The organism is Faecalibacterium sp. Marseille-Q4137 (assembly GCF_017377535.1).
Classification (GTDB): domain Bacteria; phylum Bacillota; class Clostridia; order Oscillospirales; family Ruminococcaceae; genus Faecalibacterium; species Faecalibacterium duncaniae.
In genome coordinates this window covers 29,753-51,037 of record NZ_JAFREK010000013.1, presented here as the reverse complement: position 1 = coordinate 51,037, position 21,285 = coordinate 29,753, and the positions used below count along the sequence as shown (strand labels likewise).

18 protein-coding genes and 1 tRNA gene are annotated in these 21,285 nt (G+C 59.3%); 14 read left to right on the top strand and 5 right to left on the bottom strand.

Going from position 1 to position 21,285, the window contains the following annotated elements:
• Positions 1-12 precede the first annotated feature (12 nt).
• From J3353_RS07120 to J3353_RS07100, 5 genes are all read left to right on the top strand, one after another.
• Positions 13-672, top strand: coding sequence for a GntR family transcriptional regulator (locus J3353_RS07120; RefSeq protein ID WP_156061970.1), 660 nt, complete (start codon positions 13-15; stop codon positions 670-672).
• 293 nt (positions 673-965) lie between these two features.
• Positions 966-2,114: a lactaldehyde reductase gene (fucO, locus tag J3353_RS07115; protein WP_035394173.1), complete on the top strand. Its 1,149-nt coding sequence runs from the start codon at positions 966-968 to the stop codon at positions 2,112-2,114.
• Positions 2,115-2,184: 70 nt separating this feature from the next.
• Positions 2,185-3,483 (top strand): putative ABC transporter permease, encoded by a 1,299-nt coding sequence (locus J3353_RS07110; protein ID WP_207684515.1) that lies wholly within the window; start codon positions 2,185-2,187, stop codon positions 3,481-3,483.
• A gap of 75 nt (positions 3,484-3,558) precedes the next feature.
• Entirely contained in the window at positions 3,559-4,524 is a 966-nt protein-coding gene (locus J3353_RS07105) for a calcium/sodium antiporter (protein ID WP_156061972.1), read from the top strand.
• 305 nt (positions 4,525-4,829) lie between these two features.
• Entirely contained in the window at positions 4,830-5,705 is an 876-nt protein-coding gene (locus J3353_RS07100; protein ID WP_207684514.1) for a hypothetical protein, read from the top strand.
• A gap of 49 nt (positions 5,706-5,754) precedes the next feature.
• Here the strand turns inward: J3353_RS07100 and J3353_RS07095 are convergent, their stop codons facing one another.
• From J3353_RS07095 to J3353_RS07085, 3 genes are all read right to left on the bottom strand, one after another.
• Positions 5,755-6,627: a hypothetical protein gene (locus tag J3353_RS07095; RefSeq protein WP_207684513.1), complete on the bottom strand. Its 873-nt coding sequence runs from the start codon at positions 6,625-6,627 to the stop codon at positions 5,755-5,757.
• An 81-nt stretch (positions 6,628-6,708) separates the two neighbouring features.
• Positions 6,709-7,392: a gamma-glutamyl-gamma-aminobutyrate hydrolase family protein gene (locus tag J3353_RS07090; RefSeq protein WP_207684512.1), complete on the bottom strand. Its 684-nt coding sequence runs from the start codon at positions 7,390-7,392 to the stop codon at positions 6,709-6,711.
• A 167-nt stretch (positions 7,393-7,559) separates the two neighbouring features.
• Positions 7,560-7,651, bottom strand: a tRNA-Ser gene (locus tag J3353_RS07085).
• A 265-nt stretch (positions 7,652-7,916) separates the two neighbouring features.
• Between J3353_RS07085 and J3353_RS07080 the strand changes: the two genes are divergently transcribed.
• The 3 genes from J3353_RS07080 (at position 7,917) to J3353_RS07070 (ending at position 10,350) form a co-directional block, all read left to right on the top strand.
• Positions 7,917-8,936, top strand: a complete 1,020-nt coding sequence (locus J3353_RS07080; RefSeq protein WP_207684511.1) for an alpha-hydroxy-acid oxidizing protein — start codon at positions 7,917-7,919, stop codon at positions 8,934-8,936.
• Between the two features lie 136 nt (positions 8,937-9,072).
• Positions 9,073-9,570 (top strand): N-acetyltransferase, encoded by a 498-nt coding sequence (locus tag J3353_RS07075; protein WP_156065533.1) that lies wholly within the window; start codon positions 9,073-9,075, stop codon positions 9,568-9,570.
• A 153-nt stretch (positions 9,571-9,723) separates the two neighbouring features.
• Entirely contained in the window at positions 9,724-10,350 is a 627-nt protein-coding gene (locus J3353_RS07070) for a hypothetical protein (protein WP_050762791.1), read from the top strand.
• Between the two features lie 62 nt (positions 10,351-10,412).
• Here J3353_RS07070 and J3353_RS07065 read toward each other — a convergent pair whose 3' ends face one another.
• Entirely contained in the window at positions 10,413-11,363 is a 951-nt protein-coding gene (locus J3353_RS07065; RefSeq protein WP_207684510.1) for an RluA family pseudouridine synthase, read from the bottom strand.
• 266 nt (positions 11,364-11,629) lie between these two features.
• Here J3353_RS07065 and J3353_RS07060 point away from each other — a divergent pair, with 266 nt between their 5' ends.
• The 6 genes from J3353_RS07060 (at position 11,630) to J3353_RS07035 (ending at position 19,513) form a co-directional block, all read left to right on the top strand.
• A complete protein-coding gene (locus tag J3353_RS07060; RefSeq protein WP_097772716.1) occupies positions 11,630-12,193 on the top strand; it encodes a hypothetical protein in 564 nt (187 codons plus the stop codon).
• 424 nt (positions 12,194-12,617) lie between these two features.
• The gene (gene alaS / locus J3353_RS07055; RefSeq protein ID WP_207684509.1) at positions 12,618-15,278 is read left to right on the top strand and encodes an alanine--tRNA ligase; all 2,661 of its coding nucleotides are present in this window, start codon (positions 12,618-12,620) and stop codon (positions 15,276-15,278) included.
• A gap of 182 nt (positions 15,279-15,460) precedes the next feature.
• On the top strand, positions 15,461-15,793 hold the full coding sequence (locus J3353_RS07050) for a histidine triad nucleotide-binding protein (protein WP_005933383.1): 333 nt from the start codon (positions 15,461-15,463) through the stop codon (positions 15,791-15,793).
• Between the two features lie 45 nt (positions 15,794-15,838).
• Positions 15,839-16,378, top strand: coding sequence for a phosphoribosyltransferase family protein (locus J3353_RS07045; RefSeq protein WP_117505307.1), 540 nt, complete (start codon positions 15,839-15,841; stop codon positions 16,376-16,378).
• An 89-nt stretch (positions 16,379-16,467) separates the two neighbouring features.
• The gene (locus tag J3353_RS07040) at positions 16,468-18,492 is read left to right on the top strand and encodes a ComEC/Rec2 family competence protein (protein ID WP_370569178.1); all 2,025 of its coding nucleotides are present in this window, start codon (positions 16,468-16,470) and stop codon (positions 18,490-18,492) included.
• Between the two features lie 88 nt (positions 18,493-18,580).
• A complete protein-coding gene (locus tag J3353_RS07035) occupies positions 18,581-19,513 on the top strand; it encodes a carbohydrate kinase family protein (RefSeq protein ID WP_207684507.1) in 933 nt (310 codons plus the stop codon).
• A gap of 164 nt (positions 19,514-19,677) precedes the next feature.
• Here the strand turns inward: J3353_RS07035 and J3353_RS07030 are convergent, their stop codons facing one another.
• On the bottom strand, positions 19,678-21,219 hold the full coding sequence (locus J3353_RS07030) for a YifB family Mg chelatase-like AAA ATPase (protein WP_005933402.1): 1,542 nt from the start codon (positions 21,217-21,219) through the stop codon (positions 19,678-19,680).
• Positions 21,220-21,285: the final 66 nt, after the last annotated feature.

Below are 21,285 nucleotides of genomic sequence, written 5' to 3'. Positions count from 1 at the left end.
GGAGATAGAACAATGAAAGAGATGGATTCCCAGTCAAAGACCAGCCTGAAGCTGCAGGCTTACCAGTACCTGAAAACGAAGATTCTAAACTGCGAGTACCGCCCCAACGAATTTCTGAACGAGCAGAAGCTCTGCGCCGAGATGGGCAACATCAGCCGCACCCCCATGCGTGACGCGCTGGGCCGCCTGGAGCAGGAGGGGCTGATCACCATCCTGCCCAAAAAGGGGCTGATGGTCTCCGGCATTACCGAAGAGGACGTGCACAGCATGTTCGAGATGCGCCTGCTGGTGGAGCCTTACGCCCTGCGCACCTACGGCAACCTGATCCCCCGGGAGCAGCTGGAGGCTTACACCGAGCTGATGCACCACCCCGAGCGGATCGATGACTTCTGCAAATCCGATGATGATTTCCACGAGCTGCTGATGAGCAGCCTGCCCAACAAATATCTGCGCTCTGGCTATGACCGCATCACCGGTCTGAACACCCGTTTCCGCATTATGACCGGCAAGGTGAGCATGATCAATCAGGATCAGACCTGTGAGGAGCATCTGGAAATTCTGAATGCCGCCCTGAGCGACAACTGGAACACCGCCGCCGATGCGCTGCAGCATCACCTTGAGCTGGCCCGCGATAAGGCCGAGGGAGTCATCAAGGTCATCCGGCTGTGGTAAATGAAACGATAAAAACGCTGTATCACTCCTTCCGGCATCGCTGATGCGATGCCACCTCCCTCTCAGAGGGAGGCTTTTGCGTTGGCCGCCGCGTGAAGGCTCCCTCCTAGAGGGAGCTGTCGAGCGAATGCGAGACTGAGGGAGTGGTACAGCGTTTTCTTTTGCTGGAAAGTGTAAAAAATTCATAGAAATCAAAAGAAAAGTACATTGAATATTGTTTAACAATGTGGTATCCTTAACAACAGAGAGTGCCCGCTGGCAGGCGGGCAGAATGATTTTGGAGGAAAATAATTATGGCTGACCGCATTGTTCTGAACACCATTTCCTACCATGGCCACGGTGCCATTGAGAACATCGTTCCCGAGCTGACCGCCCGCGGCTACAAGAAGGCTTTTGTCTGCTCTGACCCCGACCTGATCAAGTTTGGCGTGACCAAGAAAGTTACCGACCTGCTGGATGCTGCAAACTTCGCCTACGCTGTTTACAGCGAGATCAAGCCCAACCCCACCATCGCCAACGTGCAGGACGGCGTGGCAGCCTTCAAGGCTGCTGAGGCAGACTGCATTGTGACCATCGGCGGCGGCTCCTCCATGGATACCGCAAAGGCCATCGGCATCATCATCAACAACCCCGAGTTCGCGGATGTGCGCTCTCTGGAAGGCGTGGCTCCCACCAAGAAGCACGCTGTGTTCACCATTGCCGTGCCCACCACCGCCGGTACTGCGGCTGAGGTCACCATCAACTACGTCATCACCGATGTGGAGAAGAAGCGCAAGTTCGTCTGTGTGGACACCAACGATATCCCCGAAATCGCTGTGGTCGATCCCGATATGATGTCCTCCATGCCCAAGGGCCTGACCGCCGCCACCGGTATGGACGCTCTGACCCACGCCATCGAGGGCTATATCACCAAGGGCCACTGCACCATCTCCGATATGTTCCATCTGGAAGCCATCAAGCTCATCAGCGAGAACCTGCGCGGTGCCGTGCAGAACACCCCGGAGGGCCGCGAGGGCATGGCTCTGGGCCAGTACATCGCCGGTATGGGCTTCTCCAATGTGGGTCTGGGCATCGTCCACTCCATGGCACACGGCCTGTCCGCTCTGTATGATACCCCCCACGGCGTGGCCTGCGCCATCCTGCTGCCGGTGGGTCTGGAGTACAACAAGACCGTTGCCGGGGAGCGCTACCGCGCGGTCGGCAAGGCCATGGGCGTGAAGGGCATTGACGAGATGAACGATGCCGAGGCCGCCGATGCCACCATCGCCGCTGTCAAGCAACTGAGCGCGGATGTGGGCATCCCCGCAAACCTGCAGGGCATCCTGAAGGAAGAGGACATCCACTTCCTGGCCGAGTCTGCTTTTGCAGATGCCTGCCGCCCCGGCAATCCCCGCGATACCAGCGTGGAGGAGATCGAGGCACTGTATAAGAGCCAGCTGTAATTCGTAAACTGAACAAAGAGGGTCGGGAACACCGCTTCCCGGCCCCTTTTTGTTCCGGGAAAGGAGCGCTATGAACCTGAATTTCTATACTCTTTGTGTAATTTATCTGGTATATTCCTTTTTAGGCTGGGTAGGCGAGACCGTTGTTGCAACCGCAAAGGGCCGCCGGTTCACCAACCGCGGCGTGGCCTCCGGCCCCTTCTGCTTTGTGTACGGCACGGCAGGAGTGCTCATCACCATCGGCCTGAATGACCAGCGCACCAGCCTGGCGGCACTGTTTTTCGGCAGCATGATCTATGCCACGGTGGTGGAGTGGCTGACCGCCAAACTGCTGGAACGGATCCACCACCGTCGCTGGTGGGACTACTCCGATAAAAAGTTCAATCTGGACGGCTATGTCTGCCTGCAATACTCCCTGCTGTGGGGTCTGCTGGGCATGGCGGCAGTCCGCTGGGGCAACGACCTGCTGTTCCGGCTCTGCGCCCACCTGCCGCCGCTGCTGTTCCACGCTGTGGTGTGGGTCGGCATGGCGCTGGCCGTCCTGGACCAGATCTCTGCCATGGTGGTGGTCAGCCGGTATGCGAACCGCCACCCAAGGCTCGAGCAGCTGAATCGGGAGCTGGGCAGGGGCTCGGAGAGGCTGCGGCAGAAAATTACCGCCAGCGTGGAAAAGCGGATCCAGCGGGCGTACCCTGCTGCGGCTCGTCCGGAGCCCACCACCAGTGCCGAAAAGCAGCTCTCCCTTGCCGACCTGCTCTGGCTCTTTGTCATCGGGGCTTTCCTCGGAGATGTGGTGGAGACCATCTTCTGCCGCATCACCGCCGGGGTCTGGATGAGCCGTTCCAGCCTGGTCTGGGGCCCGTTCAGCGTGGTGTGGGGGCTGGCGCTGGTGCTGGCCGCCATCCTGCTGCGGGGCGGCGAACAGAAGAGCGAGAGCCGCATCTTCTGGTTCGGTGTGATCCTGGGCGGTGCGTATGAGTATGTGTGCAGCGCCGTGACAGAGCTGCTGTTTGGCACCGTGTTCTGGGATTACAGCGGCTTCAAGTTCAATCTGGGCGGGCGCATCAACCTGCTGTACTGCTTCTTCTGGGGCATTGCGGCCGTGGCCTGGATCCGCTATGGCTACCCACTGGTGGCAAAGGGGATGAGGGCGGTCAAGCGCAGGATCCGCCCCTGGATGACCGCTCTGCTGGCCGTGTTCATGGCCGTGAACCTTGTGACCAGTGCATTGGCGCTGGCCCGCTACGATGCCCGCACCAGCGGCGCGGCTCCGGCCAATGCGGTGGATGTGCTGCTGGATGAGCATTTTGACAATGCCCGGATGGAGCGCATCTACCCCAACGCCAAAAAGGTGGAGAAGGCTGGGTAAAAATGCACGATTTTGCTTGCGTTTTGCAGGGAAAACAGGTATAATACTTTTTGGATTAAAAAGGAGAGATTTTATATGCTGATCCCTGTATTATTGTTTATCGTGGGCCTGCTCTGCCTCATCAAGGGCGGCGACTGGTTCGTGGACGGTGCAACCGGCATCGCCCGCCGCTTCAAGGTGCCGGAGCTGCTCATCGGTGCCACGGTGGTGTCCATCGGCACCACCCTGCCTGAGGTCATGGTCTCCACCACCTCGGCCATGACCGGCCACGGCGAGATCGCCTATGGCAACGCCATTGGCTCGGTCATCTGCAACGCGGCCCTGATCGCGGCCATCACCATTGCGGTCCGCCCGGGCAAGGTGGACCCCAAGAGCCTGCGGGTGCCGGTGCTGTTCTTCTTTGTGGCGGCGGCCCTGTATGCGGGTGTGGCCTACACCACCGGCTACTTCAGCCGCCCCATCGGCATTGTGCTGCTGGCAATGTTCGTGGCCTACATGGTCTGCAATGTGCTGGCGATGAAAAACGCCCCCGCCCCGGAAGACGATGAGGACGAGCCGGAAAAGGAGATGTCCTTTGCCAAGGAGATCGGCCTGCTCATCCTCGGCGCGGCCCTGATCGCTGTGGGCGCAAACCTGCTGGTGGACAACGGTACCCTGATCGCGCAGGCGCTGGGTGTGCCGGAATCCGTCATCGCCCTGACCTTTGTGGCGCTGGGCACCTCTCTGCCTGAGCTGGTCACGGCGATCACCTCGCTGGCAAAGGGCCACGGCTCCCTCTCGCTGGGCAATGTTATCGGTGCCAACGTGTTCAATCTGGTGCTGGTCAGCGGCATGTCCATCACGGTGTCGCCCTTCAGCATCCCGCAGAACTCCACCATCATGGGCATCAATTCCTCTCTGGTCATGGATCTGCCCGTGATGTTTGCAGTCATGCTCCTCCTGACTGTGCCCGCTCTGCTCAAGGGCAGGCTCTCCCGCTGGCAGGGCGTGCTGCTGCTCTGCATCTATGCAGCCTTCTGCGCCGTCCAGTTTGCAATGTAAGCCTCTGCGCCGGAGACCCGGCCCGGCTCCACGCCGGAACGGGCGCTTTGGGGCAGAAAACCGTTTTGAGAAAGGCATCCTCGTCCGTGAAGTGCGGGGATGCCTTTTTTCTGTCCCCGCAGCAGGGGCTGACCGCGTCTCCGGCAGGCTGTGAAATGGGACGAAATCCGGTTATAAAAAGGCAGTTAGGCGACATTTTTCACGATTTATCCATTGAAATTCTCCCCCGGGGATGATATGATAGACCTGTTCCTGCGCGGCAAAAGGCCGGGAACGAAATCTGAAGTGGGAGAATTTTGTACCAGATGCAGAAAAAGAAGCTTTATCAGCTGGCTGCGGCCATCGTTCTTGTGGTGGCCGTGGCAGCTGCTTTGATCCTGACAGGGATGCGGAAAAGCACCCCTGTGTCCGAGGCACAGGCCAGCTCTGTGCCGTCCTCCGCTCTGTCCGGCGGGGAAGCTGAGGAACCCTCCAGCGCCGCCGCCTCCAGCGAGAGCGCCGTCAGCAGTGAGGTGACGGAAGAATCCCCGGTTTCGTCCTTTTTGGAACAGCTGGAAGAGGAACTTGGCATTTCCTCTTCGGAGACAGCTTCGTCCAGTGAGGCCTCCTCTGCCGCCAGCGCAGGCAAGGCGGACAGTGTGAGCTCCGCAGTGTCCGGTTCCAGTGCCGCACACTCGGTGCCCGCGTCCTCTGCGGCTTCCGGCAGCCATGCGGCCAGCAGTCAGGCCCCCGGCAGCAGCCATGCCTCCGGCAGCTCCGCTGCTTCGGAGAATGAGGTGGATGCCAGGATCGACAGCTACATCCGCCAGCTGCAGAACCTGAAGAAGCAGACGGAATCCAAGCTCTACGGCGTGATCTACGAAGCCTACGATGAGTATATCTCCCACCCGGTGGAGGAGCGCAATCTGGGGATGAAGGTCTCCATCGTGGTGTCCAAAACCGCAAAGCTGACCGGTGTTCAGGGCGAGTGTGACAAGGAGTTCAACGCCATCCTGAAAGAGCTGCGCCAGTACCTGCGGGAGAATGGCCGCGATCAGAGCGTTGCGGATCAGGCAGAGCAGGAGTACAAAAAGATGAAGTCCGACCTGACCAGTGAGCTGACCGGCATTGTCTATAACAGTGCGGTGGGCAGCGGTGATGGCGGCAAATGGATCCAGGAACACATTGAGCATAAGCGCTGAGATAGATAAGAGCCGTGCAGTTCAAACGCTGCACGGCTCTGCTTTTTTGTTACTGCACACGCTTTAACGCTGTGTTGATGAGATCGGCAAACTGCTCCAGACGTTCCCGGAGCTGGACGATGGAATCGATGTCGCTGTCCGAAATGACACTGACGGGAGCCGAAAGGCTGTTGACACCGGCTTTCAGTGTGCCGCTCAGGGCTGCGTTGACACCGTGGGCGGGGATCTCCACATGCACATCCACGGGGATGGTGTCATCGAAGAGCAGGGACTTCAGCGGCAGGCCCACCACAAGGACAGCCGCGTCCTCCCCCTCAGACGGGAACTGATAGTAGGTGTAGTCCTTCTTGGCATAATCGGGGTGGACGATGCACTGGCGGCTGAGGGTCATGGTATAGCCGGACATCTCCTGCATGGCCACCTGCGTGTTGGGTACGCCGAGGATCTTTGCCAGCTGGGCCTGCGTGATGTAGTTGGGCAGAGACCACTCCGGCAGGAACGCACCCACCAGCGGCGCGCTGTCCGCGATGGAATCCCGCAGGGTGCGGTAGAGCCGCCCGGCATCGAAGTAGGTGTCGTTGGCATCAATATAGAGGTCGGTGAAAAAGTCGGTGCCGCCGGTCTCGGCGCGGGCAAGCCCGCCGGAGGGGTACAGGTACAATTGCAGCTGCCCCGGCGAATACAGCCCGGCCACATCGCCGGAGGTTGCACCCACCTGTTTCAGAATATTGTACAGGGCCGGGGTACTGGCACTGTCCTGTGCGGTGATGTTATAGCTGAACTCAAAGGCCGCACCCTTTTGTAAGGCACGGACTTTGCTGTTGACCAGACTGAAAAGGACCAGCGCAGCCACCAGACACACCGCCAGAATGCAGGCCACTACCGTGACCACGGCGCGGGAACGCTTTTTGGAAGATTTCATGGCAGAACCTCCTGTTCTCTTTATAAGGAATACGATCCAGAGCTTGAAAATCGTTCAAGTTGACTTTGATTTTTTTATAATTTATTTGCAGGCTGCCACAAAGGCATCAAAGATCCCCTGCATGGCGGGGTCGGCAGCGCTGAGCCACTCAGGGTGCCACTGCACGCCCAGGCAGAACTTTGCGTCCGGCTTCTCAATGCCCTCCACGATGCCGTCCTCGCTCAGGGCCGACAGCACAAGGCCGGGGGCGACCTTGTCCACCGCCTGATGGTGCTGGCTGTTGACCAGAACGGTATCCTGCCCCAGAATGCGGGAGAGCAGGGTATCCCGCCGCACGGTGACGGTGTGGATCTTGCCCCAATGGTCGTTGTGGGGGACGTGCGCAAAGGGTTTGATGTCCTGATACAGATCGCCGCCCAGCGCAACATTCATCAGCTGGATGCCCCGGCAGATGGCCAGCACCGGCTTGTCGGCGGCAAGGAAGGCGCGCAGCAGCAGCGGCTCGGCGGTATCTCGCAGGACGTTGGGCTCGCCGCAGGCGGGGATGCGCTCCTGCCCATAGAATTTGGGGTCGATATCGCCGCCGCCCGGCAGCAGCAGGCCGTCACAGGCCAGCGCATCCTGCACGGCCTTTTCGGGGTCGTCCAGCTCGATCCAGCGCATCTCTGCCCCGGCCCGGGCAAGGCTTTCGGGATATTTTGCATGGGCCTCCGCCAGCAGCTGGTTCGGCACCATGCGCGGCATTGCAATCGTAATAGCAGACATTGTAAAAACTCCCTTTACGTTACTTTTTACGTTATTAGAAACTTTGCTCAGTCAGATGGAAGCTGTCCGTTATGCCAGGGGCTCTCCGATCATAGGAGCCGGCGAGCGAAGCGGGACTGAGAGGCTTGGACAACAGAAAAACCCCGGAACATTCGTTCCGGGGTTTCTGGCGGAAAGATGGGGATTCGAACCCCAGAACGCTTTTGACACGTTACACGATTTCCAGTCGTGCGCCTTAGACCAACTCAGCCATCTTTCCACATCTTCAGTTTTCAGCGTTTCGGGCCGTGGCCCTCAGCGCTCCACTATAATACCTGAAAGGATGACTTTTGTCAAGGATTTTTTTGAAAAAATTTGAAAAATCTAAAAATCAACGTTTCTACGCCATACGTTTTTTCGTTTAAAAAAGCAGAACCCGATGATCCCCTTGACGAACCCATAAAAACGGACTATGATGTGGGCAGAGAACGGTTGGAATTTGCAGGTTCCGCTCGAAAAAGGGAACCTGAACAGGAGGATGCGATATGAATTACGCTGATGTTTTGAACAATGCCCGCCAGTGCATCGGGCAGTACTGCAAGGCCTGCCCCGTGTGCAACGGTGTGGCCTGCAAAAACCAGATCCCCGGCCCCGGTGCCAAGGGCGTGGGCGATACGGCCATCCGCAATTATAATAAGTGGGCGGAGATCCGGGTGAACATGGACACCCTGTGCGAGAACAGCACCCCCGACACCGGTGTGGAGCTGTTTGGCAAAACCTTCAGGTATCCCTTCTTTGCAGGCCCTGTGGGTGCGGTGAACCTCCACTATTCCGACACCTACACCGATATGACCTACAATGACGTGCTGGTGCGCGCCTGTGCCGAAAACGGCATTGCCGCCTTTACGGGTGACGGCACCAACCCCGACGTGATGACTATGGCCACCAAGGCCATTGGCGCTGCAGGCGGTTGCGGTGTGCCCACCATCAAGCCCTGGAACATCGACACTGTCAAGGCCAAGATGGAGCAGGCCAAGGCCAGCGGCTGCTTTGCCGTTGCCATGGACGTGGATGCCGCCGGTCTGCCCTTCCTGAAGAATATGACCCCGCCCGCCGGCAGCAAGAGCGTTGCCGAGCTGGCCGAGATCGTCAAGCTGGCCGAGCGCCCCTTCATCGTCAAGGGCGTGATGACCGTCAAGGGTGCCCTCAAGGCCAAGGAAGCCGGTGCTGCTGCTATCGTGGTCTCCAACCACGGCGGTCGTGTGCTGGATCAGTGCCCCGCCACCGCCGAGGTCCTGCCGGAGATCGCAGAGGCCCTCAAGGGCAGCGGTGTGAAGATTCTGGTGGATGGCGGCATCCGCTCCGGCGTGGATGTGTTCAAGGCGCTGGCTCTGGGTGCTGACGCTGTGCTCATCTGCCGTCCCTTTGTCACCGCAGTCTACGGCGGCGGCGAGGAAGGCGTGAAGTGCTACATCGACAAAATTGCCGCCGAGCTGGCCGATACCATGCAGATGTGCGGCGCACACTCTCTGGCCGAGATCACCCGGGATATGGTGAGGATCTGATAGGTAAAATGAAAGCGGCATCACAGCTGAAAACTGTGGTGCCGTTTTTTGGTTGCTCTGAAACAGAAACTATGATATGATGGAGCTGGTGGAGCGTGGAAAAGGTGGAGGCCTGATACAATAAGAGGATTCTGTTATGATTACACTAAAGCAGTACACGAACGAAGAAGCACAAATCATCCCACTCATTCAGGGCTTCTGGAAAGCACACAGTCATTATGACCAGAGCGAAGCGGAAGCGCTGGAAGATTTGCAGAACTGGACAAAACCGGGCCATATGATTTATTTTATCCAGAACGATGCCGTCAATGTGGGCTTTGCCCATCTGGGAAGCCGCGGCGGTAAAATGGACTGGCTGGAAGATTTGTTCATCCTGCCGGAATGGCAGGGCCACGGTTTTGGCAGCGAAGCGATTCACCAGCTGGAAGAAATCGTGAAGCAGTATTCGGTTTCCCTTTACATCGAAGCCGCCGCTCGCAATGAAGCGGCTATCCGGTTGTATCGGAAATTGGGTTATGACTGCCTGAACACAGTTACGATTCGCAAAGACTTCCCGGGCTACGAGTATGATGTTGTGCGGAAGGAAAATATCCACGGCATGGAGTTCGAGATTCGGAAGGATAAGGACTTCTGATTTGAACATATAGGAACAAGAAAAGCGGTATCTTTCCGGTTGTACGGAGAGGTGCCGCGTTTTGTTGCCACAGAACAGAAACTATGGTAAGATGAAGCTGGTGGTTCGGGAAATCGGTGGGGCCGATAAGATAAAAGGATGAAATATAAAACGATGAAGCAAAAAGAATATATGCCTGGAGTAAATCGAGTAAACACATATCTGGATGATCGATTTTTGAAAAAAGTTCTGAATCAACATGGAGCATTTCTTGTTGGAGATGACCCGTATGAAGTGGAAATTGTGTCGAAAACAGATGCGATTATAAGAGGAAAGAACTCGAATTTCTATGAAGCTGTGATAGATGAATTTCGATTTTATGCCGAACATATTACGAATTTTTGGGACGAAACAAATAATCTGGTGAAAACATACCCTGCGGTAGAACTAGTGAAGATTCCTATGGCAGAGATTCAGCCTTCACAGTTTTATGTGGATGAAATCAAAAAGCAAGCTGTAAGTGACTTTGTTCATACAGAAGAAGACTTGATAATTCCGCTTGTGAATTGGGAAGGCCATAATGTTTCCGTGGATGGTCATACACGATTGTTTGTGGCAGCTGAAAAAGGAATCCAAAATGTGTATGGATTTTATACAGAGGCTGGCGATTATGTCAGAGATTTTGCAGCAGAAGCTATCAAACGGAATATTGTATCTCCGTATCAATTGATTGAGGTAAAGCATGAGGATTATGAAAAACTTTGGTTTGCATTCTGTGATGAGTATTTTTCAAGCAAATAAGTAAGAAAAACGGCATCTTTCCAATCAAATGGAGAGATGCCGTTTTGGGCTGCGGAGGAAACTTACTTCAACGTTCCATCCAGCACCTGCTGGTAATACCAGGGCTTCGGTGCGCGGAAGGTCTTGCCGGAGAGGTCGACGAAGTCGGGGGAGGTGAAGCGGGGGAGGACCAGCTCCCAGGCGCAGAGGGCCTGATACTTCAGCTTAAGCTCCCGGTTGGCGGTGTTGTTGCCGTACTTGCTGTCGCCCAGGATGGGGCAGCCGATGCTTGCCATGTGGGCACGGATCTGGTGGGTGCGGCCGGTGATGAGCCGGACCTTGAGCAGGGCCAGACGGCCGGAGACGGCAACGGTCTCATACTGGGTTTCCACGTCCTTGGCACCGGGCTGCTTGTCGGGCACGATCTTCACGATGCCCCGGTCTGCATCCTTGAGCAGGTAGCCGCCCAGGGTGCCGTCCGGCGGGGTGGGGCGGCCAAAGGTGACGCAGAGGTAGGTCTTTTTGACCTCGCGGTTCTTGATGACCTCAAGGAACAGCTGCTCGGCCTCGGGGGTCTTGGCGATGATGACCAGACCGCTGGTGCCGGTGTCCAGCCGGTGGCAGAGGGCCGGAGTGTACAGATCGTTCTCCTTGTACTCACCCTGCTGGTTGAGGTAGAGCAGAGCACGGTTGAGCAGGGTGTCGTCCTCGGGGCCGTCCACGGCAAGGCCAGCAGGCTTGTTCACCACAAGGATCTGCGGGCAGTCGTAGATGACCTGTGCCGGGCCGCGGGCGTTCTTCCACGCCGGGCCTTCCACCCGCTTGTCGGCATCCAGCACCTCGTCCAGGATGAACAGCTTGATCTCGTCGCCCGCCATCACGCGGGTGGAAAGGGGCTGCTTTTTGCCGTTCAGCTTGATCTTGTTCTCCCGCAGAGCCTTGTTCAGGCGGCCCGGGTTCAGCGCCGGGAACTGCTGCATCAGATAGTTGTCCAGCCGGGTGGGGGCCAGACATTTTACTTTTAAGATTTTCACGGAAATTTTCCTCTCTATCTTGAAATAGAATGTGTCTTTGAATCGTTTTTATTGTAGCGGAACGGAAACGTTCCGTCAAGCAAGAGAAAGAAGGTTTTCGTATGAGATGGAACCATAAAATAGGAACATTTACGGTGCTTTTGGCGCTTGGGATCACCATGGCGGGCTGTGGGGCCTCCAGTTCCACGGCGGGAAGCACAGCGGCTTCCACGCCAAGCACGACCTCTTCGGAGGCGTAGGAGGCGCAAAAAACGGAAGTACAGCCCATGCAAGGCGTTTTACTGAGCGACCCCCTTTCGGATGGCACCTATCACATCAGCTTTGAAAGCGATAAAGTATGGGTCGGTGAACGCAAGAATACCATCAACGACGCGGTCGTATACGACTATGACCGGTACACAGCCCCAGAGATAGAAGCATTGAGCGAAGGCGATACCATTGTAACACATCTAAACGGGACAGAGGAAACTACAGCCCTGACCGTGGAGAGCATCGAGCGGGAAAACAACTATGTGACCATCAACGGCGGAATAGAAGAAGGCGGCATCGACTTATGCAAAGAGGAGGACCATTACCGGACTCTGACATGGGATGATTTTCCCGCTTATTATGAAGTTGGTGTGGTGAAGCAGCTTGTTATGGCAGACGATATCGAACTATCGGACGGCGCAGCAGACTTTGGAGCCGACCCAGTGATGGTCAAGGGAGACCGGGCGGTTTGCGATGCAATGAGCAGCGAAGAAGATGTTTATGGGTGGAATGCGGGAAACACGACCGTGACCATCCAAAACGGCGAGATGACCCATGTAGACCGCATCTGGGTGCCGTAAAATTTGTGGAAAACCCGTTGACAAACGCAGAGCCCATGCTATAATTTAAGTGTACGCAAGGGGCGAATATGCGCCTTTGCGGCAAAACGTGAATTATGACAGATGGCAATGATGGGGTCAGAAATGCACACCGCCGCCCAGAGAGAGCGCTCCCAGCTGCAAGGCGCTCCGGCAGGTCTCGTTTCGTGCCGCCCCGGAGCTTCCGGCGAAACAAGTCGGACGCAGCGCAGCGTTACCGCGCCGAAAGCGGCAGGGGACAAGCAGTTTTATCCTTTGCAATTTGGGTGGTACCACGGAGCAGTTTTACACAGCCTCGTCCCTTTTGGGATGGGGCTGTTTTTGTTTTTGCGCCTGCCCGCCCCTCTGCCATAACATCATAAAAACTGACGTGCAAACGCCAAGGACAATTGAGGAGAGAAAACCTATGCAATGGACCGGTTTGAATGAACTGCGTGAAAAGTACCTGAGCTTCTTTGAGAGCAAGGGCCACCTGCGTCTGGACAGCTTCCCGCTGGTGCCGAAGAACGACCCCAGCCTGCTGCTGATCAACAGCGGCATGGCCCCCATGAAAAAGTGGTTCCTGGCTCAGGAAGAGCCTCCCCGCCACCGTGTGACCACCTGCCAGAAGTGCATCCGCACTCCGGATATCGAGCGCGTGGGCATCACCGCCCGCCACGGCACCTTCTTTGAGATGCTGGGCAACTTCTCCTTCCAGGATTACTTCAAGGAAGAGGTCATTCCCTGGGCATGGGAGTTCCTGACCAGCGATGAGTGGATGGCCATCCCCAAGGATAAGCTGCACATCTCCGTCTACGAAGAGGACGACGAGGCTTACGATATCTGGACCAAGAAGGTGGGCATTGCTCCGGACCACATGGTGCGTCTGGGCAAGGAGGACAACTTCTGGGAGCACGGCTCCGGCCCCTGCGGCCCCTGCTCTGAGATCTACTTTGACCGCGGCCCCGAGTACGGCTGCGGCAAGCCGACCTGCGGCGTGGGCTGTGACTGCGACCGCTATATGGAAATCTGGAACCTGGTGTTCAGCCAGTTCGATGCCGACGGCAAGGGCCACTACGAGCGTCTGGCACGCCCCAACATCGATACCGGCATGGGCCTGGAGCGTCTGGCCTGCGTGATGCAGGGCGTGGGCAACCTGTTTGAGGTGGATACCGTTCAGAGCGTGCTGCACCATGTGGAGCACATTGCCGGTAAGACCTACGGTGAGAACGCCAAGGATGACATCTCCATCCGTGTCATCACTGACCACATCCGCAGCTGCACCTTCATGGTGTCTGACGGCATCCTGCCCTCCAACGAGGGCCGCGGCTACGTTCTGCGCCGTCTGCTCCGCCGCGCTGCCCGCCATGGCCGGATGCTGGGCATCTCCCGCCCCTTCCTGGTGGAACTGGTGGAGACGGTCATCCAGTCCAGCGAGAGCGCTTACCCCGAGCTGCGTGAGCACGATGCCTATATCAAGAAGGTCATCGGCACCGAGGAGGCAAACTTTGCCCGCACCATCGATGCCGGTATGAACATCCTGAACAACATGATCGACGGCCTGGAAAAGGCACACCAGCACCTGCTCAAGGGTCTGGACGTGTTCAAGCTGAACGATACCTTCGGCTTCCCCCTCGATCTGACCAAGGAGATCGCTGCCGAGCAGGGCATTGAGATCGACGAGGACGGCTTCCATGCTGAGATGAAGAAGCAGAAGGAGCGCGCCCGTGCCGAGCGCCTGAAGAAGAACATCTCCGGCTGGAGCGAGGACCTGTTCGGCGGCCTGACCGTTGAGCCCACTGTCTTTACCGGCTATGAGACCCTGAACGACACCGGCGTTGTGGTTGCCCTGAGCGACGAGGAGACGCTGACCGATGCCATTGCCACCGATGAGGAGGCAAAGGACGGCGTGCTGGTGGTTCTGGACAAGACCCCGTTCTACGCTGAGATGGGCGGTCAGGTGGCGGACAACGGCCTGCTGACCGGCCCCGAGTGCAGCCTGCGTGTGCTGGACGTGAAAAAGACCCCCAAGGGCTACTACGTCCACACCTGCGTGCTGGAGAGCGGCATCGTCAAGGTGGGTGACCACCTGAACGCTCAGGTGGACAAGGAATACCGGATGTCTGTCTGCCGCAACCACACTGCGACCCACCTGCTGCAGGCTGCCCTGCGTGAGGTGCTGGGCGACCATGTCCATCAGGCAGGCTCCTATCAGGATGCGGAGATCACCCACTTCGACTTCACCCACTTCAGCGCCGTCACGCCTGAGGAGCTGGCCCGGGTGCAGAAGATCGTCAACGATAAGATCTACGAGTCGATGAACGTCACCGTCAAGGAGATGCCCATCGAGGAGGCCAAGAAGCTGGGCGCAATGGCCCTGTTCGGCGAGAAGTACGGCAAGGTCGTCCGCGTTGTGAACATCGAGGGCTGGTCCACCGAGTTCTGCGGCGGCACCCACGTCAAGAACACCGCCCAGATTGGCGGCTTCAAGATCGTCAGCGAATCCTCTGTTGCCGCCGGTATCCGCCGCATCGAGGCTGTCACCGGCCGCAACCTGCTCGTCCGTGCAAATCTGCAGGAGGCAATGCTGCACACCGTGGCCAACACCCTGAAGGCCAACAACATCACCTCTCTGCCCATCCGTGCCGAGGCCGTCATGGCCGAGAACAAGGCCATGAGCAAGGAGCTGGAAGAGGTCAAGGCAAAGATCGCCGCTTCCAAGGTCAACAGTCTGTTCGACAATGCTGAGGAAGTGAGCGGCGTGAAGATCGCTTCCGCCTACTTCACCGGCACCACCGGCGACACCCTGCGCGGCATGTGCGACAGCATCCGCGACAAGGCTGTCAACCCTGTGGTCGCTGTTCTGGTGGGCAAGGCTGAGGATAAGGTCACCATGGCTGTCACCGTGAACAAGCTGGCACAGGAAAAGGGCCTCAAGGCTGGCGTGCTGGTCAAGGAGATCAGCGCCATCGCAGGCGGCAAGGGCGGCGGCAAACCCGACTTTGCAATGGCCGGCCTGAAGGACGAGACCAAGATCGACGAGGCTCTGGCCGCTGTCAAGGGCATCGTTGAGAAGCAGCTGGGCTGAGTGAAAGCGGGCTCACCCTCTCAGGCTCACGTTCGTTCGCCAGCTCCCCCAAAGGGGGAGCCCTTGGCAAAACCAGAAGGTTTACCGTACTGCCAAGGCCTCTCACTTTGGGAGAGGTGGCACGGCGTAAGCCGTGACGGAGAGGGCGAGGCTGTTTATAAATATCGAAAGGAGCAATTCCCATGGAAGATTGTCTGTTTTGCATGATCGCCGAGGGCAAGATCCCCTCTAATAAGCTGTATGAGGACGATCAGGTCGTGGCGTTTTACGATATCAACCCTCAGGCCAAGGTGCACTTTCTTGTTGTGCCCAAAAAGCACATCCAGAGTGCCGCTGCCCTGACGGAGGAGGACGGTGCCCTGCTGGGCCATATCTTTGCCGTGATCGCCAAGCTGGCCAAGGAAGTCGGTCTGGACAACGGCTACCGCGTGATCTCCAATGTCGGCGAGGATGCCGGCCAGACCGTGAAGCACCTGCATTTCCATGTGCTGGGCGGCGAGAAGCTGCCTGTCTGAGCCGCGCATAAAAATAACGGATCGAACAAAAGAAAGGGAATTGTTATGGCAAAGACCTATACCCTGAATGTTGCGGGCCTGACCCGTGAACTGACCATCTGCAAGGTGAACGACCACATGGACATTGCGGCCTTCATCATGCTGGGCGATGCAGAGCTGACCGTGGCTGCTGCCACCGAGCTGCTGAAAAAGTGCCCCGAGTTTGATATCCTGCTGACCGCTGAGGCCAAGGGCATCCCTCTGGCACACGAGATGAGCCGCCAGAGTGGCAAGCCCTACATCTGCGCACGCAAGGGCGAAAAGCTCTATATGGCCGACCCTGTCGTGGTGGAGGATCAGTCCATCACCACCGCAGGCAAGCAGAAGCTGGTCATCGACCGCAAGGAGCTGGACAAGATGAGCGGCAAGCGTGTGCTTGTGGTGGATGATGTCATCTCCACCGGCGGCTCCCTGAAGGCGCTGGACGCACTGGCAGAGCAGACCCAGTGCACCATCGTGGGCCAGGCTGCTGTTCTGGCCGAGGGCGATGCAGCCGAGCGCAAGGATATCATCTTCCTTGAGCCGCTGCCCCTGTTCTTCCACTAAGTAAGATGCGCCGCCCGCTCTGTGTTTTCTGCGCAGGAACGCTGGGGCTGGAGTTGGCGTGCGCCTTTTTGCCGCAAACGGGACGTTTTGTGCCGTTTGCGGCATTTTTTATTGCCGGTCTGCTGTGGGCGCTGGCGGGCCGTTTGCGCAAAAGCCCGGCCTGGGGTTATGGCATCTGCCTGATCCTGGGGGCAGTGCTGGGCCTTGTGCTGACCGGCTCCACGCAGGCAAAATGGGAAAAGCTCCAGAACGCCTACGATGGCCGCAGTGTCCTGCTGGAGGCGGAGGTGGAGAGTACAACCTCTTCCTATTTCCCCGGCAGGGTGCGGGCGGTCCTGCGGGTGGAAACGGTGGATCGGGAGGCGGCCTCCCTCCGGGTGGAGTGCGCCAGCCTGCCCGCCTGCAGCCCCGGCGACCGGGTCAAGGGCCGCTTTGCGCTGGAAACACCCGATGACACCGCCCGCCTGAATGCCCTGGCCGATGGCATTGCCCTGAACGCTGCTTATGAGAAAGGCTTTGCGCTGCTGGGGCAGAGCACCTCCTTCCGCGCCCGGACGGCCCGGCTCCAGAAGCGGCTGAGCGCCGCCCTGCGGCAGGGGATGGCATCCGGCCCGGCGGGCGTGCTGGCCGCCATGGTCACGGGCGACCGCACCCATCTCTCCAAGGAGCTGCGCACAGCCTACCGGGGCGCGGGGCTTTCCCATGTGCTGGTGGTCAGCGGAATGCATGTTTCGATCCTGTGCGGCGATGTGCTGGGCAGGCTGCTGCCCAACCGCAAAAAGCGACTGCGCGGCTATACCGGCCGCCGGGTCAGGGCACTGTTCAGCGCGGTGCTGGCGCTGCTGCTGGTGGGAGTGACGGGCTTCACGCCCTCTGTTCTGCGCGCGGCGGGGGCCGTCTGGCTCAGTGCGCTGGGGGTCTGGGTCTACGGCCCGCCGGATGCCCTGACCTCGCTGGGCGTGGCCGGTGTTCTGATGACGGCGGGCAACAGCTACGCCGTCTGTGACGTGGGCTTTCAGCTCTCCTTTGCGGCGGTGGTGGGCACCCTGGCCGGTGGGGCCGTGGTGCGCCGCAGTCAGGAAGCCTGGGAAAAACAACGGGCAAAGAAAAAGCACCCCCGCCTCCGGTTCTGGAAGCGGAAAGCGCTTGGGCTTGCGGGAAGTCTGTGGGAAACGGTCTGCATCTCGGCCTGCGCCTCCATGGCCACCTTCCCGGTGCTGGTGCTACGGGGGATGAGCACCAGCCTGTACGCGCTGGTGTCCGGTGCGGCGGTGCTCTGGCTGGTGGAACCCATCCTGCTCACCGGTCTGGGAGCAGCCCTGCTGGGACTGGTGCCTGCATTGGCTCCGGCCCAGCGGGTGTGCTCGTGCTGCGCGGAATTTCTGGCAGAGGTGCTGGACCGCTGGGCGCTCTGGGTGTCCGGTTGGCCCGGGGCACAGATCTGGTTCGACACCGCCTATGCCGCTGTGGTCTGCCTGCTGCTGGCCGGGCTCTGCTGGCTGGCGTTCCATAACAGGGTGCGTCTGCGGGTGGCCCTGCCTGCCCTTCTGCTGACGGCGGGGCTTGCTGTTTTCACCGGCAATGCCCTGAACCGGGATGTTGTCCGGGTGGAGCTGGTGGGCAGCCGGAATGCCCCGGCGGTGGTCATCAGCCGGAACGAGAGCGCCGTCATCCTCTTTCGCGGCGGCGACGTGACCCGGTGCGCCGTGGAGACCACGCTGGAACGCCGGAATATCCGGACCGTGGAGTGTCTGATCGACCTGCGGCTCAGGCCCCGGAGCGCCCAGCGGATGGGGGCGGAACAGCGCATTGCCGTTGACCGGATGGCGCTCTATGCCACCCGCCGTGTCCGCTGCGGCCCGGCAGAGGTGGAGGTGCTCCGCACCCGGAACGGCTGTGTGGCCCGCATCCACGCCGCCGGGCAGACCTTTGTTACCCTGAGCGGCAGTGCTGCGCTTGCGGCCCCTGTGCAGGCGGATTACCTGCTGGCCTCGCCTGCCCGGCCGGACTGCGTGAAGTATGATGCGATCCTGAGCCTGAGCAGCGATTATCGGTGGATGCCGGAGGCTCTTTCTTCGGGGCAGCTCTGCTACAGTTTTTCAAGGGCAGAGTAGGCTTTGAGAGAAAAAATTGGCTTTTTGTCAGGAGCTGTTATATAATAGGAGATATCAAAGTAAAATCCGGAAAGGAATCAAGAAATTTATGGGCATCGTAGTCATCGGCGCAGTGTTTGTGGACATCAAGGGATATCCGCTTTCCACCTATATCCCCGGCGGGCGCAACGCGGGCAGAATGGAGCAGGTCCACGGCGGCGTGAGCCGCAACGTGGCAGAGGATATTGCCAATGTGGAGCTCCGGCCCACCTTCGTGAGCCTTGTCGATGACAGCGGCATGGGTCAGGATGTCATTGACAAGCTGGAGAATCACAAGGTCAACACCCGGTTCATCAAAAAGGTACCGGACGGCATGGGCACATGGCTGGCCATCTTTGACAACAGGGGTGATGTAACTGCCGCCATCTCCAAGCGGCCGGATACCACACCGCTCATCGACCTGCTGGCTGAGCAGGGGGATGAGATCTTTGCCGACTGCGACAGTATCGCGCTGGAGTTGGACCTTGAAAAGGAGACGGTCAAGCGGACCCTGAAATATGCCAAAAAGTACGGCAAAAAAGTGTATGCGGCCGTTTCCAACATGAGCATCGCCATGGAGCGCCGGGACTTTTTGCAGCAGATCGATTGCTTTGTCTGCAACCAGCAGGAGGCTGGGCTGCTCTTCTCGGACAATTACGACCATCTCGAGCCTGAGGAGATGTGCAGGGTGCTGGCGGGCAATGTGCACAGCGCCAACATCCCCTGCATGGTGGTGACCATGGGCGGCAAGGGTGCTGTGTTCGCCCGCGCCAACGGCGAGTGCGGCATCGTGCCCGCCAAAAAGGTGGATGTCATCGACACCACCGGTGCAGGGGATGCCTTCTTTGCCGGAACCGTCATCGGCCTGACCTACGGCAAGACTCTGGCTGAATCCTGCGAGATCGGCAGCCGCCTGGCCGCCTCGGTCATCTGCATCACGGAAAATGTCTGCCCCCGCTTCCGCCCCCTTGAGTTCGGGCTGGATATCCCGGTGGTGGATTGAGAGAACAAGTAAAAAGGGACGGCGTGTGCTCCACGCCGTCCCTTTTGTGGTGTCAGGAAAATGGATGGTCTTCAGCTTTGCTGTTCCGGTGTCTGGATCGCATCCAGAGATCAGATCGTGAAATGTGAGGATGAGAAACATTGACGCTGCGGTAAAATGGCGGGTCAGAACGTCTCCACCTTTTCCTGCGCGCGGTACTGCAATGCTTCCAGCAGGGCCTCCTCATCCAGCAGCTGTTTGCCTGCCAGATCGGCCACGGTGCGGGCCACCCGGAGGATGCGGTCATGGGCGCGGGCAGAAAGGCCCAGTGTGTCGTAGGAGGCACGGAGGAGCCGCTCGGCGGCAGGGGTCATCCGGCAGACACGCCGCACCTGCCCGGCTGTGAGCTGGGCGTTGCAGCGCACGCCCTCGTATCCGGGGGCGGCATAGCGCTTGGCCTGCACGGCCCGGGCGGCAAGTACCTGCTTGCGCAGGTCTGCGCTACTCTCGGCGGGGGTGCTGGTGTGGAGCTCGTCAAAGGCAACGGGGTCCATCTCCACACAGAGGTCGATGCGGTCCAGCAGGGGGCCGGACACCCGGCTGCGGTACTGCCGCACCGCACTGGGCGAACAGGTGCAGGGACGGGTGGGGTGGCCGTAGTAGCCGCACTTGCAGGGATTCATGGCGGCCACCAGCTGGAACCGGCTGGGGTAGGTGGCGCTGCCTGCCGCGCGGCTCACGGTGATCTGGCCGTCTTCCAGCGGCTGGCGCAGAACTTCCAGACTGTCCCGGGAAAACTCCGGCAGCTCGTCCAGAAACAGCACGCCGCAGTCGGCAAGGCTGCACTCGCCGGGCCGGAAAGTGGTGCCGCCGCCCGCCAGTGCCGCTGCGCTGGCCGAGTGATGCGGGCTGCGGAAGGGCCGGGCAGAGATCAGGCCACGCCCCTTGGGCAGCTGGCCCGCAATGGAATAGATCTTGGTGGTCTCCACAGCTTCCTCCCGGGTCAGGGGCGGCAGGATGCCGGGCAGGCGCTTGGCCAGCATGGATTTGCCGGTGCCGGGCGCGCCGATGAGCAGCACGTTGTGCCCACCGGCTGCCGCCAGCACCATGGCCCGGCGGGCCAGCGGCTGGCCCATCACGTCCGCAAAATCCGGGGCGGCATTCCAGCCGGAAGCGGGGTCAAAGGGGATGGGCGCGGCGGGGGAGAGGGGTACAAGGCCCCGCAGCGCATCCACGACCTCCCGGGCCGTGCGGGCGGGGTAGACCTGCATCGCGTCGCCGCCCGCCTCGGCGGCTTCAGCGGCGTTTTCGGCGGGTACATACAGGCTGCGGATGCCGTCTGCTGCCGCCGCCAGCGCCATGGGCAGCACGCCCGAAACCGGGCGCAGGCTGCCGTCCAGTGCCAGCTCCCCCAGAAAAGCCGCGTCGGCGGGCGGCTCCTCCATCTGGCCGGAGGATGCCAGCACCGCCAGCAGCAGGGGCAGGTCATATACCGGGCCGCTTTTGCGGATGTCCGCCGGGGCAAGGTTGACCGTGATGTGGCGGTCGGGCCATTTGTAGCCCAGATTCTTCACGGCAGAGCGGACACGGTCGCCGCTTTCCCGCACGGCGGAATCCGGCAGGCCCACCAGCGAAAAGGCGGGCAGGCCGCCGGAGACATCGGCTTCCACGGCCACGGCAAAGCCGTTCAGGCCGTTCAGACCATAGCTTTTCAGAACGGAATACATGGGGGCCTCCTCACGCCGCATCTGCGGCCCGACGGGGAAATGACCGGGAAAATGCCCGGTCTCGGC